The 16,197-nt window shown below is 61.5% G+C and carries 7 protein-coding genes and 1 pseudogene; 2 read left to right on the top strand and 6 right to left on the bottom strand.

Annotated features, from left to right (window positions below; all coding sequences use genetic code 11):
* Window positions 1-67 precede the first annotated feature (67 nt).
* Window positions 68-4,378 carry a DEAD/DEAH box helicase gene (locus AB3X08_RS20715; protein ID WP_369934831.1) on the top strand — a complete coding sequence of 1,437 codons (4,311 nt, stop codon included), beginning with the start codon at window positions 68-70 and terminating at the stop codon, window positions 4,376-4,378.
* On the opposite strand, the gene AB3X08_RS20720 is transcribed toward AB3X08_RS20715, so the two are convergent.
* A complete protein-coding gene (locus tag AB3X08_RS20720; RefSeq protein ID WP_369934832.1) occupies window positions 4,359-5,414 on the bottom strand; it encodes a hypothetical protein in 1,056 nt (351 codons plus the stop codon). The genes AB3X08_RS20715 and AB3X08_RS20720 overlap by 20 nt on opposite strands.
* Before the next feature lie 473 nt (window positions 5,415-5,887).
* Between AB3X08_RS20720 and AB3X08_RS20725 the strand changes: the two genes are divergently transcribed.
* Window positions 5,888-9,946 carry a helix-turn-helix domain-containing protein gene (locus AB3X08_RS20725; protein ID WP_369934834.1) on the top strand — a complete coding sequence of 1,353 codons (4,059 nt, stop codon included), beginning with the start codon at window positions 5,888-5,890 and terminating at the stop codon, window positions 9,944-9,946.
* 216 nt (window positions 9,947-10,162) lie between these two features.
* Here the strand turns inward: AB3X08_RS20725 and AB3X08_RS20730 are convergent, their stop codons facing one another.
* The 5 genes and pseudogenes from AB3X08_RS20730 to AB3X08_RS20750 all read right to left on the bottom strand — a co-directional run bounded on the left by AB3X08_RS20730 (window position 10,163) and on the right by AB3X08_RS20750 (window position 15,967).
* Entirely contained in the window at window positions 10,163-11,422 is a 1,260-nt protein-coding gene (locus AB3X08_RS20730; protein WP_369938639.1) for a hypothetical protein, read from the bottom strand.
* Between the two features lie 300 nt (window positions 11,423-11,722).
* A pseudogene (locus AB3X08_RS20735) lies at window positions 11,723-12,055 on the bottom strand (TniQ family protein); the annotation flags it as partial.
* Window positions 12,052-13,155, bottom strand: a complete 1,104-nt coding sequence (locus AB3X08_RS20740; RefSeq protein ID WP_369934836.1) for a TniB family NTP-binding protein — start codon at window positions 13,153-13,155, stop codon at window positions 12,052-12,054. The pseudogene AB3X08_RS20735 and the gene AB3X08_RS20740, both read right to left, overlap by 4 nt.
* Entirely contained in the window at window positions 13,152-15,176 is a 2,025-nt protein-coding gene (locus AB3X08_RS20745) for a Mu transposase C-terminal domain-containing protein (protein ID WP_369934838.1), read from the bottom strand. Before AB3X08_RS20745 ends, AB3X08_RS20740 begins: the two co-directional genes overlap by 4 nt.
* On the bottom strand, window positions 15,170-15,967 hold the full coding sequence (locus AB3X08_RS20750) for a hypothetical protein (protein WP_369934839.1): 798 nt from the start codon (window positions 15,965-15,967) through the stop codon (window positions 15,170-15,172). Before AB3X08_RS20750 ends, AB3X08_RS20745 begins: the two co-directional genes overlap by 7 nt.
* Window positions 15,968-16,197: the final 230 nt, after the last annotated feature.

Here is a 16,197-nt window from a genome sequence, read left to right on the forward strand (position 1 = left end):
TTGCCGCCGCCGTCCGGCCGCAGCCGGTGCTGACATCGCCCTCCTTCCCTTCTTCGAGCCCACGCCAATGAACGCCGCCGTCGATCTGCCCACCCCGTCGCCCCGTGTGTCCAAGGGAGTACTGTCCCAATTCCTGCGCACCACTTGCCGACGCCAGCTCTACCTGTCGATCTTCGCGCCCCACCACGCGCACGCCGACTACGCGGCGCAGAACTTGCCGCCGCCTGCGAAGTGGCGGCCGGGGCTGCACACCATGAAGCGTACCGGGCAGGAACTTGAGCACGCCCGCTACGCTGAGGTCATGGAGGCGTTCGAGGATTGCGCATCGAATTTCAAGCCCACTGGCAAGGCCGCCACCAAGACGCAGACCGCGCTGCTCACCGCACTTAAGAGCCAGGTGACGACGCCTCACGTCTTCGTCGAGGCCCAGTTCGAATCGTCGGCCTTGTCGCCGCATCTCTATGAGCAGATGAGCATCGCGCCGGACATCGCCGCGCAGCTGCCGCCGCTGGCCGATCTGCGGCCCGACCTGATCCTGGCTCTCGCGGCCCATACGCCGCTTCCGGCGGCCCGCCGGCCGCGCCGCGTGCTGCCAAACGGCGAAACGGCCGAGATCGCCGCCCACGATACGCGCGGGTGGCTGCTGCCGATCGACATCAAGCACGCCGAGAGCATCAACGCCTCGTACGCCGTCGAGGTCACGCTTTACGCGGTGCTGCTGTCGCTGTGGCTGGTGCGCGCAGGACTCGACGACCGCTACGTCGTGGTCGACCAACCGGCACTGTGGACACTCGATCCACCGGACGCCCCGGCGCTGGTGAGGCTGAAGGACATTCCGCCGAGCGAACGCGTCGCGACGCTGCTGCAGCGCGTGGAGGTCGTGGAGTTCGACCAGTACGTCATCAGCATGCGCAAGATTTTCCGCGAAGACCTGGTGGCGGTGGCAACGGTCACCAACTGGACGGCGCTGGAACCGCACGTCGGCACCTACTGCAACATGTGCGACTTCTATGCCTACCCCGGCTGGGCGCCGACGGACAAGAAGACGGGGCAGAAGAAGCCCGTGCACCCAGAGCACTGCTCCGCCAAGACCGGGCAGATCGATCACCTATCGCGGGTCCCGGACATGTCCCGCGGCATGGCCCGCACCTTGCGCGACGGACAGGTCAACACCGTGTCGGCACTGTCCCAGCAGGTGCCAGACGCGCTGGTGTTCCAAGATCACAACCGCCTGGCAGCGGAACGTCGCCTGCTGCCCAAGCGGGCGCTGCACCTGATCGACGGCACCAGCGGCACGACCGGCCGCCAGTGCGCGACCTTGCCGCGCTTCTCGAACCTGAGCGCGTACATCGTCGTCAACTTCGACGCCTCGACCGGCTTCACGACCGGCTTCGCGATCTACGGCAACTACCTGCCCCATCGCGAGTACAACCCCGACGCCGCGCCGCTGCCGCCGACCGAGGACCCGAAGCGGCGCCCCGATGCGTGGACAGTCGAGCGACGTGACCTGGACTGCGAGTACGACGGCCTAGTGCGGGTGGTGTGTTACCTGCATGATCTGATCGAGGTCGCCCGTGCCGACGAGCGCCACGAAGACCTCAAGAAGGCCACCTTGGCGGTGTACTTCTGGGACGCCCGCCAGTACGAGCACTTCCGCACGGTGGTCGGGCGGCACCTGAATCGGCTGCTGCTCGAGCCCAAGCTCAAGGGCTTGGTATGGATGTTCCCGCCCAGCGACGTTCTACCCCACCCCGACTATGCGGCGACGCCGGCGATCGCCTTCGTCAAGGACGCGATCCGGCGCCTGGAGATCCTACCGATCCCGCATGCTCTCACGCTGCTTTCGGTGGCGGGCGCGGTGCTGCAGGATCCACCGAAGGTGTCGGATTACCTGCACGAGCCTCTCAGCGATGCGATCCCGAAGGAGCGCATCTACGAAATCTGGGACAAGGGTGGTCATCAGAACCGTCAGGACCAAATTCGCGAGTACAACCAGACCCTGCGGACGATGGTCATGACGCTGATGCGCCTGACCTCCCACCTGCAGAAGACGCACAAGGGCGCGCTGACCGCGACGCCGCCACCGCTCGCGCTGATGACCCTGCCCGAGTACCGCGGCGTGAGCATGGATGGCCAGTTGCTGATCCTGCATGCGCAACTTGAGGACGAACTGCAGCGCACCTCCACCAAGGTGATGTACGGGCGCGACCCGGACGAGCTCGAGTCGGAGTTCACCAGCATGCGTCTGACGACGCAGCTCACCGGTGCGGCGTTCGAGGCCGCGCGCGCAGCGCTCGCGCTCGACCTGCAGCCGTACATGCGCATCTACGGCGTCACGCCGACCTCGCACAACAGTCGGCTAAAGGTCGGGGAATGGGTGACGTTCTTCATCGACGCCGAGCCTGGCCTGTTGAACGTGCGCGCCAGCCGCCGCCTCGGCCACCGCCCCGACCTCGGCCGAGGCGTGTACTCGACCATCGCTGAAGTGTTGCTCGCGAAGATCATCGCCTTCGATCGCGTCGCCGGCCTGGTGGCCGTGGCCCCAACGAGCGAAAAGTCCGCCGACTACCTGCAGCCGCTGGTCAAGGCGCTTGAGGACAACGGGCTGGACCTGAGTCAGGGTGTCTCGCTGGTGCCCAGCCTCTCGGCGATGTTCGCTGCGCACCGCAAGGAGCAGTTCGTCCGCGCTTTGGCCAACCCCGCCATCGCGCAGCCTTACAACCAGGCACTGGCCGCGCTGGCCAAGCAGCCCGCGGCGGCCCCCAAGGCGGGCAAGGATCTGCCGCGGCGTGGCGCCCAGATGCTGTGGGACACGCCGACGCTGGCGGTCGAGCCCTCGCCACACTCGGCCGAGCAGATCGCCAAAGCGATCGCGTGGATTGAAGGCCAGGGCCACGCCATCAATCCGAGCCAGCGTGAGGCGCTGATGCACTCGCAAAGCGTAGGCTTCTCGCAGCTGTGGGGCCCTCCGGGCACCGGCAAGACTAAGACGGGTGCCGCGATCGCGGCCGCCGAGGTGTGGCTGGTCAACGATGACCTGGGTCACAGCAACCTGCTGATCACCGGCCCCAACTATCAGGCGGTGGAAACGATCTACCAGGACTTGCTGCCGCTGCTGGCGGCACAGGGTCCGAACGCCTGCCGCGTTCGCTGGATCAACCGGCCGACCGCACCCGGTCCGCTGGAGGAGACGATCAACTACGCCAACTTCGGACCCAAGGGCCTGGAACCGCTGCATCAGGCACTGACCGACAAGGGCACGCCGACGGTGGTTTTCGCCGTCGTGCACCAGCTGTTCGCACTGAGCGGCTTGCCGGACAAATACCAGACCAAGAAGAGTGCGACGCCGCACATGGGTCTGTTCGACTTGGTCCTGATCGACGAGGCCAGCCAGGTCGACATGGCATACGCCTGCGGCGCTCTGGTGCATCTGGCGCCGATCGGCCGCCTGGTGCTGCTGGGCGACCGGCTGCAGATGCCGCCGATCACGCCGGTCGAGCCGCCGCGCGGAGTCGAGTTCATCGTCGGCAGCGTCCTAGACTACTACCACGGCCGGTTTCCGGACTTGGCGGAGAAGCCGCTACTGACCAACTACCGCTCCTCCGAGGCGCTGGTCGCGTTCGCCCGCGAGCTGGGCTACCCAGCGGAACTGAAAAGCGCATATCCCGACACGGCTCTGGTGCTGATCGGCACTGACGACGTGCCTGCCGACTGGCCCGCCGACCTGCCATGGAGCAAGCTCTTCCCTGCCCTGCTCGCGCCCGAGCGCGCGACGATGGCGGTAACCTACCCCGACGGCAAGTCCGGCCAGGCCAACGAGTTTGAGGCCATGCTCGTCGCCGCCACCGTTGCCCTCGCGAGGCGCCGTGTGCTCGCGGGCCTCGCCGGCCGTGGTGAGCCGCCTACCGCGCTCGCGGATCCTGAACGCTTCTGGACGCAGACCGTCGGCATCGTGACCCCGCACCGCGCCCAGCGGTCGGCGATTATCCGCAAGCTGCGCAGCCTGTTCCCCGACGACGACGCCGCGCTGATCGAAGCAGCGGTCGACACGGTCGAGCGCTTCCAGGGCGGCGAGCGCGACATCATCCTGGTCTCCTTCGGCGTCGGCGACCCGGACGTGATTGAACTGGAGGAGGAATTTCTGCTCGGCCTCAATCGCACCAACGTGGCGATCTCGCGCGCTCGAGCCAAGGTGATCGTGTTCGTCTCCGACGACCTGTCCTATCATCTGCCGGACGACGCCGACATTGTCCGCACGGCTCGAGCGGTCAAGGGCTTCGTGCACCAGTATTGCCATGAGCAGCAGACAATCGCGCTGAACAACCGAGCGGTGACGCTGCGCTGGCGCAATAACCCGTCTAAGCCGGACGGATCCTGAAGTCGAACTCCGGAGTCGGCTCGCTCTGGGTGCGCATGGTGTCTGCTTGCCGTTTGCCGCGTGCCGACGTGCCGACATCGCGCACGCTGGTGATGCGCCAGTGATGCCGCGACAGGCGCAGCGAGTGGAGCAAGATCGTCTTAGGCTCCCGGTCACGCGAGCGGATCGAACCGAAGCGCACGGCCATCAGGCCATCGCTACGCAGGTGATCGCCGCAGTGGTCCCACACCCTGGCCAACGTAGTGGCGAAGTCTTCGGGTGAACGATGCGAGAGCTGCACGCGATTGCCATACTCGATGCGCTCGGGGCCGCCAAGAAACCAGTGGCGCAACCACTGGTCCTCGACATACGTGACCAAGCCATAGTAAGGAGGCGAGGTAATCACATGCGAGACGTTGTCGGGCACGTGCTCATAAGCACTGGCATGCGTGCTGTTGCCGCGTCGAATCGACCCCATCACAGGCGGCACTGGTACGGGCTGGGCGAGCACGCGATCTAGCTTGCGCTTGATAGGTTTGATGACGTTCACGGGGCGTGGGCGCAGCCCGTGCTTAAGCCAGTAACGCACCGAATAGTCAGGCTTGCTGGCAAACGTGCGCGGCATCTGATTAGAGAAATAGCCCGCGGCGTCAAGAGACTTGGACTGCGGGCCATGCAGGCAGCCCAGCACGACGCCGCGCAGTAGCGAAGCGGCACTGGAGCGCCGCTTCGCCAAGCCCTCACGCAACTGGCACAACTGGTACAGCGTCTCCGGGTGGAACGCCAGACGCCAGAACTCCCCGCGCGGCACTTCGACAGGCTCGACTTCCTCCAAGATTTCGTCGAGCAGTTCCAGCACATCTTCGCGCTCTGCCACAGCCAGCTTGGCCTGGGCGATCGCTACAGCGATCGGCGAGGTGTCAATGCCGTAGGAGGCCAGTTTGAGGGTGCGAGCCGCGTAGTTTGACGTGCCCCTCCCGCAGAAGGGGTCCAAGACCACGGCTCGGCGTTGCGGCGCAGCGCCGAGCACACGTAGCGGGAATTCCAGGGGGAACATCGTAAAATACGGGCACACCGCGTTCAGCGCGTGCCGGGGTTCTGATGTCAGGGGCGGAGTCATCGGGCATATTAAACCTGACAGACAGGCCTGCTGTCGCGTTGTGGACGCCAGTCAGCTGTCTTTTTCGTTCTACGGGGTACTGAAAGTGGAATTTGGACCGGCCCGCCTTTCGTAGACATCCGGACGCCACAATTGATGGCGATGACGGGGTATCTATGGATAACGGCGAGCAGTTCGCAGATGAGTCCCGGGCCGAGGTGATGAAGCAGATGACTGCGCGCAGCTTTGCGGTGCTGGACGTATGTCCCCGCATCTGGATTTCCAAGCAAACTTTGTCCGGCTAGGCGCAGGCTGCTAGGAAGACAGCACGGGCCCCAGGGGCTGCAGCCGTGCTGAGTGAGCCGGGCCGAGGGGTCGACGGGAAAGGAATTGGGCGGGCAGGACGCACAACGTAGAGGGCAACAGTAGCCATGTCGAATTCTAGTCTCCCCATCGATCTTACCCCCCGACAGGTGCAGGCTGCTCGCGCCCTATTGGCTTGGTCGCAACAAGATCTGGCGAAGTGCTCCGGCGTCGCCAACTCGACAGTGGTGAATTTCGAGCGGGAACAGTGCACGCCGGTCCTGGCCAACGTACAGGCAATTCGCAGCGCCCTTGAAGGTGCCGGTATCCGACTCATGTCCACAGGCACGGTGACCGGCCCGGCTGTTCCTGCGATCGCATCTCTGCATCACTTAGGAACGCCGATCCGCTGGGTGGACGCCGACGACCTGACTGAGTGGGCGAACCGGGCGGACGCAGCCTATAGCCTGCCCCAGCTCCTCGCTCATCTGGTCCGGGGCAGCCATGGCTCGGAGATGCGACTACGCTTCCCATCCGATGGGGGCGTGCGGCACTCCGGTTGGGATGGCTGGACATCCGCGACTGCCGCAAGCGACTACGTTCCGTGCGGCGAAGCAGGATGGGAGATTGGTAGCCAGCGCAGCAAAATCGCTCAAAAGGCCACCGAGGACTTCCGTAAGAGAACGAAGGATCCAGCGCCGCTCGATCCAGCCAATGCCACGTTTGTGTTCGTCACGCCCAGGCATTGGCCGAAGAAGGACCAATGGGCCAAAGCCCAGCAAGGAAAGGGCATCTGGAAAGAAGTGCGCGCCTACGATGCCGATGACTTGGTGCACTGGATCGAGCAGACACCGGCGGTCGGCCTGTGGCTGGCCACCCGGCTCGGGAAACGTCCAGTCGGCACGCGGCGGGTCGAGGATGTTTGGGAAGAATGGTCCCTCGCCACGCAGTGGCCGCTGACGGAAGAGCTCGTGCTGAGCGACCGTGACGAGGACGCGGTGGAAGTGCTGCGATGGCTTCGCGACGAACCGGCCCTCCTCTCGCTGCAGGCGACCACCACGGATGAAGTTATCGCTTTTTTCCATGCGACCTTGGGCATGCTTCCGGATGACATGGCGAGCGTCTACCGCGCTCGCAGCCTGGTCGCAACCACCGCCGCCGGTGCCCGAGCGCTTATGAACGCACCCGGGCCTCTGATCCTGCTGCTCTCCGAAGCCGAGCCCGGACTCGCACGAAGCCTGGTCGAGCGCGGGCACTACGTGCTGCAGGCTTACGACGATAGGCCTGTTTCCCGCGGCGAGGTTCGGAAGCTAGAGCGGCCTTCGCGAGAAGGGATCGCAACCGCCTTGATCAATACCGGCATCGCAGAAGCACGGGCCCATGCCCTTGCCCGCGACAGTGCGCGCAATCTCGCCATCCTGCGTCGGCTCATTCCCAATGCGCCGGGCGGCGTGCCAGGTTGGGCGCAGGAGCCACCGTCACGGGCATTGCTGGCGGGCCTGCTGGCAGGAGGATGGGACGAAGATTCCGAAGCCGACAAGGCCCGCGTCTCCGAGCTTGCCGACCTGCCATACGAACACGTGACCGCCGCGCTTGCGCCCTGCGTGGGCGATCTCGACAAGCCGCTGCGGAAGATCGGCTCGACCTGGCGGATGGCGTCTCCGCCGGATGCCTGGTTCCTGCTGGCGCCCAACCTCACGAGCGCAGACATCAGTCGCTTCGAGGCCGCAGCGCATGCCGTGCTGGGCTCCGCGGATCCGCGTTTCGAGATGGATCCTGGCGAGCGCTGGATGGCCGCGATTAAAGGGGTGCATCAGGACTATTCGGGGCTGATGCGCCACGGCATTGGCGAGGTGCTGATCCTCCTCGCGCTTTGGGGCGAACGGGCCCACACGGTGCCCGATGCGACGGACCGCGTCGACGCCATCGTCCGCAAGCTGCTTCTGAACGCAGATCGACAACGCTGGTGGTCGCTTTCCGGCGAGTTCCGGCTGTTGGCGGAAGCGGCGCCGAAGGCCTTCCTGGACGCGATCGAAGACAGCCTGGATCAAGCCGAACCGCCGATCAGTGCGCTGTTCGGCAGGGATGGCGACGGCCTGTTCGATACCGAACATCTTTCCGGCCTGCTGTGGGCACTGGAATCCCTGGCTTGGTCGCCGGACCTCATGCAACGCGTGACCCACGTCTTGGCACGGCTCGATGTCATCGACAATCCGCCGGGGCGATACTCCAATCGGCCGGCCAACAGCCTCCGCGCAATCCACTTGCTGTGGAGCCCGCAGACCTTTGCGCCACTGGACCAACGGCTTGGCGCGCTCGACTTCATCCGCAGGCGTGAACCTGATGCGGCATGGAAGCTCATGTTGCGCATCCTGCCCAGAGGCCACGACAGCCTGAGCCCGTCCCCACCGCCACGTTGGCGTGACTATTCAGTCGATCAGGTCGAAGTCGTCACCCACGGGCTCATCGGGCGCGGCGCGGCGGCTATCTCCGAGCGTCTGCTCGCCGATGCCGGCTCGAGCGGGAAGCGGTGGACGGAACTGCTCGAACATCTCGCCGGCCTTCCCAACCTCCAAGCAGGCCTTGCCGCGCTGGAGCGTGCCGAGTCGTCGATCACTGACGATGCGAATCGGGACAAGTTGTGGAAGAAACTGCGGCAACTGCTGCATCACCACCGTTCGTTCCCCGACGCCGAATGGTCGATGTCGGGTGATCTGCTGGATCAGTTGGAGAAAATCTACGACCGGTTCGCGCCCGTCGATTCACTGCAGCGCATCGCCTGGTTGTTCGGATCAAACGTGGAACTTCCTAATCCGTCGCAGGGTGGCTGGCAAGCAGCCCAGAAGGAAATGGACGCCGCTCGCGTCGAAGTGGCGCGGTCGCTGTATGCCGAACAGGGCGCCGCCGGTGTCCTTGCATTAGCGCGCCTTGTGGAGACCGCGGGATACCTCGGGAAGGCGTTGCATGACGGCGGCCTGCGAGGAAGTGATCTCGATGCCCTGGTGGAAATCGCAGTGCGAAGCGACAACCTGCGAGAAAGGGACCTTGCCCACGGACTGATCGCGGTGGCATTCCGCGACCTGAAGGAACCATGGGGAGAGGCCCTGCTCGCCAGAACCAAGGCAGATGCTTGGGGCGACGTTGCACTACTGGCGATCCTGAGGGCATTCCCGAGCGGGCGGTGGACATGGGCCCGCGCGGCAGAGGCTGGCGAGGCCATCGAGGCCGACTATTGGCGCAGCGCGCCAGTGTTCTGGATGGGTGAGAAGAACGACCAGATCGAGTTCGCAATCCGAAAACTCATATCCGTGGGCCGCGCGCGTGACGCATTGCCACTGGCCGAACACGGCGGAAAATCCGGACAGTCTTCCGATCTGTTGATCGAACTGCTGCAGGCGGTGGCCAAGCAGCCGATCATCAGCGATGAGGGCGGCAACGAAGCGACGATGTTCCAGCACTATGTCGCGGAGATTTTCCGGATCCTGGACGAGCGAAGCGAGGTGGATGAAGGAGAGCTTGCATCGCTCGAATGGATCTATCTGTCTGTGCTTAGCCATTCCCGCAGGCCGGCGAAGGCGCTGCTGAAGGTGCTATCGGAGCAGCCAGCACTGTTCGTGCAGATGTTGAAGGCGGTCTTCAAGCCGGCCGAAGACAGTGGCGTGTCCGACCCGGAGCCGGATGATCCCGAGCATGCAGGGAGGATGGCAGGGCAGGCATACAAGCTTCTTGATCTATGGAACCGTGTGCCTGGAACGGATGAGCACGGCAAGATCGACAGTACGGCGCTTGAGGAATGGATCAAGGATGCGAGATCGCTCGCGAAGTCGGTCGGCCGGGGCGAAATCGCAGACAGTAGAATCGGGACGATGTTGTCGGCCTCGCCGATGGGGGCCGACGGGCATTGGCCGGCCGAGGCCGTACGGGATGCCCTCGATCTTTTCCGCAGTCTGCCCATGATCGATGGTTTCCGAATCGGCAAGCGCAACCGCCGAGGTGTCACCAGCCGTGGCCCGCGTGACGGCGGCGAGTTAGAGCGTCAGGAGGCGGCAAATTATCGCAAGTGGTCGAAGGCCATTTCCTTGGATCATCCGCAAACGGCCAAAGCACTGGATGTGCTGGCTGACAGCTACGAGTACGAGGCAAAGCGCCATGATGAAAGTGCCGAGCGTCTTGATTGGGAATACTAGGACGTTCGTCTGGCGCGAGAGGATTTCCGAGGCGTGGCGATGCCTAGATGTTGACAGTTTTGGTCGCAGAAGACCCGGTGGGATAGTCAGTAGGGACAACGGCTCGTAGGGAGATGTTGTCCCCCAAAACCGATGGTCGATACTAGCGTTCGGCTCCAACCGGGGCGCTGTTTGAGGGGGTCGTAGGGCTATGGAATTTGACATCAAGCCAGACTGCTACTTGGATTTTGAGCGACGTCGAGACCAGACGGCAAAACCTGAGCGGATCATCTCTTCTGCTTTGGGCACATCGCACCTATGGATGAAGATGGTTTCGCACTGCGTTATCACCTTAACGTGCCTAAGCTTGCTGATTTTTAGCAGCCTATATACCAGCGTCGCACGAATGCCGATTCGGTTGGAGATCGAAGCCAATGACTCGTACGAAAGCACAAATTTTTCGACAGAAGCCATAATTATCATTAGGCGACCAGCGTAGGGCGTAGCGTCCAGATAGCCGGCACGCCTGAGTGCTGTTGCCACGGCCGCACTGCATCCAATTCTACGTCCAGCGTCAAACAAGGTACCCAATGCGGACCTTTCGCGAAGCTGCTGGAATATATCGTGCAACTCGCGAGGCCGGACCTGTGCGACGCCCATCCCCGTACCCGCCTTCTTCCCTACGACTAGCGCGGGGTTCTCAAGCAGGTAGGCAAACACTTCAGCTTTCTGCAAGGGCGACGCGGTTACCTCAATGAAAAGCCTATCTAGGTCGATTGCATCGGTTCCGCCGTAGGGCTTCTTACCGGCCAGGAGCTGTTTCAATCTGCGGGCCAGGTTTCTTATATCTTCTGCAGCCAAGCTACTTGGGGAGGCAGGACGGTGCCTCGCTACATATATTCCATTTTGCACCATCGCCCGAAGCGTAAAAATTGAAACTCCGACGACCTTTGCAGCATCACGCGGCCCGATAGCAGGTTCTTGAGTAACCCGCTGACGCCTAGCCCAATTCAGATCAACAATGAACTGACGGTGGGCGGCGAGCGAGACTCGTCTTACAGGAAGCTCGCCTGCCTTGATGAGCTTCCTCATAGTCAATGGGTGCAACCCAAGAATCTCTCCCGCTTCGCCAATGGTGCCCCATCGAATCGTTTCCCTGGCGGGCATATGAGCATCGCCGGTACGGGACAGTGCGCTATGCGTCCAATATTTCGCTCCGAACTTGAATACCTCCCTCAGAACAAAGTCATAGGATCGCCCATCCTCAGAATCGTTCTTAACCAACCGTTCGAGCACCCAACTAAAGCATTTGTAGAAAGGCGGCTGAACGCCTGTGATCAACAGTTCTTCGCCATACATCTCATGCAGTAAAGCCTGAAATCCTAATGGCCAATCGACCAGGGCCGTGGCCACACGTTCGGCCTCGACGTCATATCGGAGTCTGGATTTTGGCTTGTGCTTCTGCTTTTCACCAAAAAAGTACAAAGTGCTACTCATCACCCAGGTCAGCTTACACAGCTGCCTGAGCCCCAGATCTTTCAGAGGCGATAGTGTTTTGGGGCAGCAGACGTCAACATGCTCTCGATAGACCTGAAAGCGCATAAGCTGCATCAGATCGCATAACGCGGGAGAGGCTGGCGGGGCACTCCACGTAGCCAGGTCCGAGCCGCAAGGGCATTTGCGCAACCTCTTCCTCGACCAGCGTAGCGGACTCGAACACTCGGGACACCTTGATACAAGCATGGCACGATGAATCGGGCAGGCCCTTGCCTGGCTGAGGTCCCAGAACGCCTCGCAGTGACCGGTAGTAGTAGCCAGACATTGCGGGCATACCTTGGGATCACGCAACGCAACCTCGTACGAAGGCATGTCGTATCCGAACACACGAATGTACGCTCGAGGGCGCCTATCAGGCTTTAAGGACAAGCGCTCGGCATCTGCTATCGAGATCTCGGCCAATTCGATCAAGGCGCGCGCGTCAAGCCTCGACGTCGTCCGTGGTGAGGAGCCATCCCTCATGACTTCTTGTAGGAATCCCAACTTTGGGTAGCCGTTGCGCTCGCAGATTCTGAGCAGATAGCCGTTAAGCGACTCGGTGGGATATGGCTTGGGTCTGACGACAAGTCTCATAGGACACCCGCCAGCACGTTGGAGGCTCCACGTCTATTCCTTCTGGACGTTCGAGTGCCTGTTGCTGCGGACTTCGCCTTGGACGTAACTACTGTTGTCATCCCGTTGGACGAGTCCGCCACGTGCACTTCGACAGCGCTGCTCTGGTCAGCGACCGCTTCCTCAGCGGCATTAGCAAACACCGCGTCCCTCACACCCTGCCTCTCTAGGTCCTGACAGCTAGCCAAGAACGGCCCACCTGGAACCGGGAAGGCAGAGGCGCCCCAAATTGCACGCAGGTATGCCCTGGCCAGATCCTGCAGCCTGATCTCTAGCCTGTCGTTCCGAATGGCCGTGCGTACAGCGCGGTCCAATAGCTTGGCCACCAGCCCGATCCTTCCCGCCGTGGCGAGAAAGAACCGCAGACCCATCTCTCGGCTAGCCAGGTCCGGCAATAGGAAGGGGTAAAGCTCTTTCTGGAACTGCTTTAACATGGCCCGAAACTGGCCAGCCGAACCCTTGTCAGTCCAGTCAAAGGTAGGCATACAAAGCACTTCATCAAAGCGTCCCTTTAGCTGCTTGTGCTGTTGAACGACGGACGCCGAACTCGGTAGCCCTACGGCAATCAGGCCGAAATTTCGGCTCTCCAAGAGCACCTTGAGCCAGTCCGCCAGCGCGTCTGCTTTACCGCGACCACACAGGTGTTGGAACTCGTCCAAGATGATCAACCTGCACTCCACTTCTTCGAGCATCGTGTGCAAGCGCTCGGTCATACTGGATATAGTGCCCTTGCTCCAGAGTGGATCACCCAGTCCTTTGAGCAGGGACTCCAGCAACCCCTTCACTGACGCCTTGGCCGGAGCCACGGCATAGACCACCGATCGAATTGTCCGATCAGCAGCTTGGCGAGGGTGATAGGTCTCAAGCAGCTCGCGTACCACGCTGGATTTACCTGTGCGACTGTCTCCAGTGATCAAGAGGAAGATTGGCGAGGCCGTGTACCCGATCGATTCATAGGCCTCAATGATCTCGTCCCGGATAGCCACGTAGTCTTTATGATCCACGCGGATGCGCGAGACAATGTCCAAGTACTGCCGGAGCTCCTTAGGATGGCGGCTCAATGGACACCTCCCACCGATCGCTTGCGGCTTCCCAGCACCGGAATCTCGTCTGCATCCACGGATTCATTGCCTGTCAGCGATCCGGAAGGTCCGAGCGCACACTCCGGCACGCCCATGCACGACGGCGGCGGGACAGCGACTCTGGGCTCGATTTCGACCGAAGGGGATGCCCCACCACTTTGCATGAAGCGCTGCTGCTTGTTGCGCGTGGTCTTGCGAGATCTCCCGGCCATGTCCTCTTGGATCAGTGCACGAATACGCAGCTTCGCGTCGAGCAACGATATCTCAGCCGCCTGATCATCCTGGAGACGATTCCTGAAGCGCTTGCAGACACGATGCTGCCAGCGCGTCAATCCCTTCGCATACTCGCGATCAAGCGCGGGGACGTCGATCAGTGTCTTTCCGTCGGGTCCTACCACCACGATCGAGCCCAGATCGTCATCACTGGCTCGCACTTCCACATTCATGACATCCCCATACCTCTGGCGAAGCGCGCCTAGCTGAGCACTGTTGTAGAACAGGGTGTCGAACTCAATGCCCTTGTGCGTCAGCTGACGCTTGTAGCTAGTACTGAAAGCAGCCTCGACAGCAATTGATGAGGGCGGCAGGTAGCGATCAACTTGCTCAATATGCGCGTCCCACGCCTGCTGAGGTGTCATGTGCAACACCGAGTGGCGTGTTTGGTGGTAGATATCAACTATCCAGATGTGGACTACGTGCCTCAGGGTTTCCAGCGTCACGACCGCATGCTTGGCGGGATCGTAATCGCCCTTGAGCACGACGTTGGAAAACGTCTTTCCCTTCATATCCACGAGAAGGGACGTGTTCAATGTACCGAAGAACCGCTCTATTTTTCCTTTATACCAAGGCTTGCGTCGCGGACAGAACTGTACTATTCCGCCAAAGCGTCCAACACCATCCTCCAACGCATGGGCATGAAACTCCATACCGTTGTCCACCACTAGCGTCTCAATCGCACCCCAGGCATCCCAGGAAGCTTTGACATGTTGGCTGGCATCTTTGGGAGCTAGAGCATGGCGCAGTGCCCGCGCCATGCTTACTTTACTTGGCTCTTCAAACGACAGATAGAAACCCAGGACATAACGCGTATGTTCGTCGATAATGAGCGTCAGCCACGGCCTGCCAAGCGGCAAGCAGGTGTGCTCATCGATAACGAAAATATCCATGCGCGTGTGGTCCATAGCGGCCCGCTCTAGCGGAAGTGAGGTCACCACTCCCGATCCCGCTGTACGGAACTTCAGATCGGCGACTCGCTTCCCATAGCGGGCACGGCAAACGTCGTAGGCCGGTAATTCACGGATCTTCCTTTTGATGTACTCGAACGAAGGGGCGCACAAGCACTCGTGAGCCAGACGGGTGCTATTCTTTAGCGCAATCCAGCCTTTAACCTCTTTCCTGATTTCCTGGATAGGGGGACGTTCGGGAGTCAGGTAGCGGGTGTGAATGAGATCGTCGACCATCTCAGTCACCATGGGATGCACACGATCACGCCTGTTCCCTTTTTGATACAGCTTGTCTACCAAGGCGCGTATGTCGTCTCCGGCATCGTGGTACGCACGAATCCAGCGGGCAACGGTCGTGAAATGTGGCGGCGTGGTGTGGTATTTGACGCCAGCCTTCGTGTTCTTCGTCCAGACCTCATCAATGAGCGGCTTCATAATTCGTACGCTTCGCGGAGCCTGCTTCAGCGCCTGGACGTACGTCAGCTTCACCTTGGCGATCTGTTGATCCTTTTCCGAATATGACTGCCGGAACGCATCGATATGCGCCATATGAACAGCGCTATTCAGCCGGGAGGTTTCAGCATCCACAGGCCTCCCACCGAGAATGAGGCGGCCGGATTTCCATTCCGTAAGCAGGTCGATCACTTTGACCTCCTGCATGCGTCCGGTGGCGAGCTCCTCTGCGATCAAGATGCCTTTACCCAGATCTCGACATATGCGCCATACCTGGTCTTTCAGTTCGTAACGCTGGGAGACGCAGAAGCTACCCATCACCATGGCAGTACCTCCGTCATCGGTCCCTCGCTAGCCCGCACCAGCGTGCGTCCTGTAAGAGGAGCGCCGGCATCCAAGGATGCATGGCCTTGCACGAGCAGGCGTGCGATGGAGCACGCCACAGCGCTTCCGGGAACGTCCCACTCAAATGCGGACAACTCGGTACATCCCAATCGCCTGAGCCTTTCCCAAACGGCAATTAGCTGCACTTGGCAGGTTCCATGTCGCGCACGACGTAGCACCCGGATGGCACGTTGCACACCGTCACCTTCGCGAATCTGGTGTTCGGTAAGCAGCTTGTAGTGGACGCCTATCTCACCGAGTGCCCGTTGCAACACCGCGGTTCTGCTCTGGATCGCCTCATCGACATCCGACTGGAACTTTACTTCAAGCAACGACAGCCGCCCTTCGTTCGAGATCGCGGCAAGGTCAGGTACATGATGGTGAGCTCGTCCTTCCAGGTAATAGCGAATGCGAAGAGGCTGCTCGCAGAACGCCGAAACGGCACCATGTGCATCTAGAATCCGGACGGCATCCACTTCCAGCGCCGACTCGCATTGCACCACCCTGCCCAACTTGATGGAAGCAAGCTTGGACACGGGCCGCTGCGTGCCTCGATGCACCAGCTCGCGCACTCTGTGCGCACCCGATGTTGGCAGCTCTATTCGAAGTCCTTGGGCCGGACCGTCTTGCACGAGTTGGCGCAGGGCCCGCTTCAGCACGATCGGTTGAGATTGCGATGTTGCAATGCTGTCGCGTGAGGACTCAAGGATCGGTGATGTGGAAAATCTCATAGTGTTCATCTCCCGCGACCCCGGGCATGCCGTAGGCCGCGTACTCAATCGGACGGGGCGATCCGGGCCTGTGAACGGACAGGCAGCCGCCACCGTTTTGCCATTGACATGGCAAAAATCGGCTTGGTAAGCTGGGAGACGCTGAGGTGGCAATTTCAGCGTTTCTTGCAACGGCCCGGGTTACGACCCCGGGCCGTTGCTGTTTCCAGCCCTCGTATGTATTGCTTTCT

Origin of the sequence: Xanthomonas sp. DAR 34887 (assembly GCF_041245805.1) — a bacterium.
In the GTDB taxonomy this organism is placed as follows: domain Bacteria; phylum Pseudomonadota; class Gammaproteobacteria; order Xanthomonadales; family Xanthomonadaceae; genus Xanthomonas_A; species Xanthomonas_A tesorieronis.

What these genes read in the sequence shown, in the direction of transcription:
- AB3X08_RS20750 (WP_369934839.1), bottom strand. Translation starts at nt 15,967, where the DNA reads ATGAGATTTTCCACATCACCGATCCTTGAGTCCTCACGCGACAGCATT.
- AB3X08_RS20730 (WP_369938639.1), bottom strand. Translation starts at nt 11,422, where the DNA reads ATGAGTAGCACTTTGTACTTTTTTGGTGAAAAGCAGAAGCACAAGCCA.
- AB3X08_RS20715 (WP_369934831.1), top strand. Translation starts at nt 68, where the DNA reads ATGAACGCCGCCGTCGATCTGCCCACCCCGTCGCCCCGTGTGTCCAAG.
- AB3X08_RS20745 (WP_369934838.1), bottom strand. Translation starts at nt 15,176, where the DNA reads ATGGTGATGGGTAGCTTCTGCGTCTCCCAGCGTTACGAACTGAAAGAC.
- AB3X08_RS20725 (WP_369934834.1), top strand. Translation starts at nt 5,888, where the DNA reads ATGTCGAATTCTAGTCTCCCCATCGATCTTACCCCCCGACAGGTGCAG.
- AB3X08_RS20720 (WP_369934832.1), bottom strand. Translation starts at nt 5,414, where the DNA reads ATGTTCCCCCTGGAATTCCCGCTACGTGTGCTCGGCGCTGCGCCGCAA.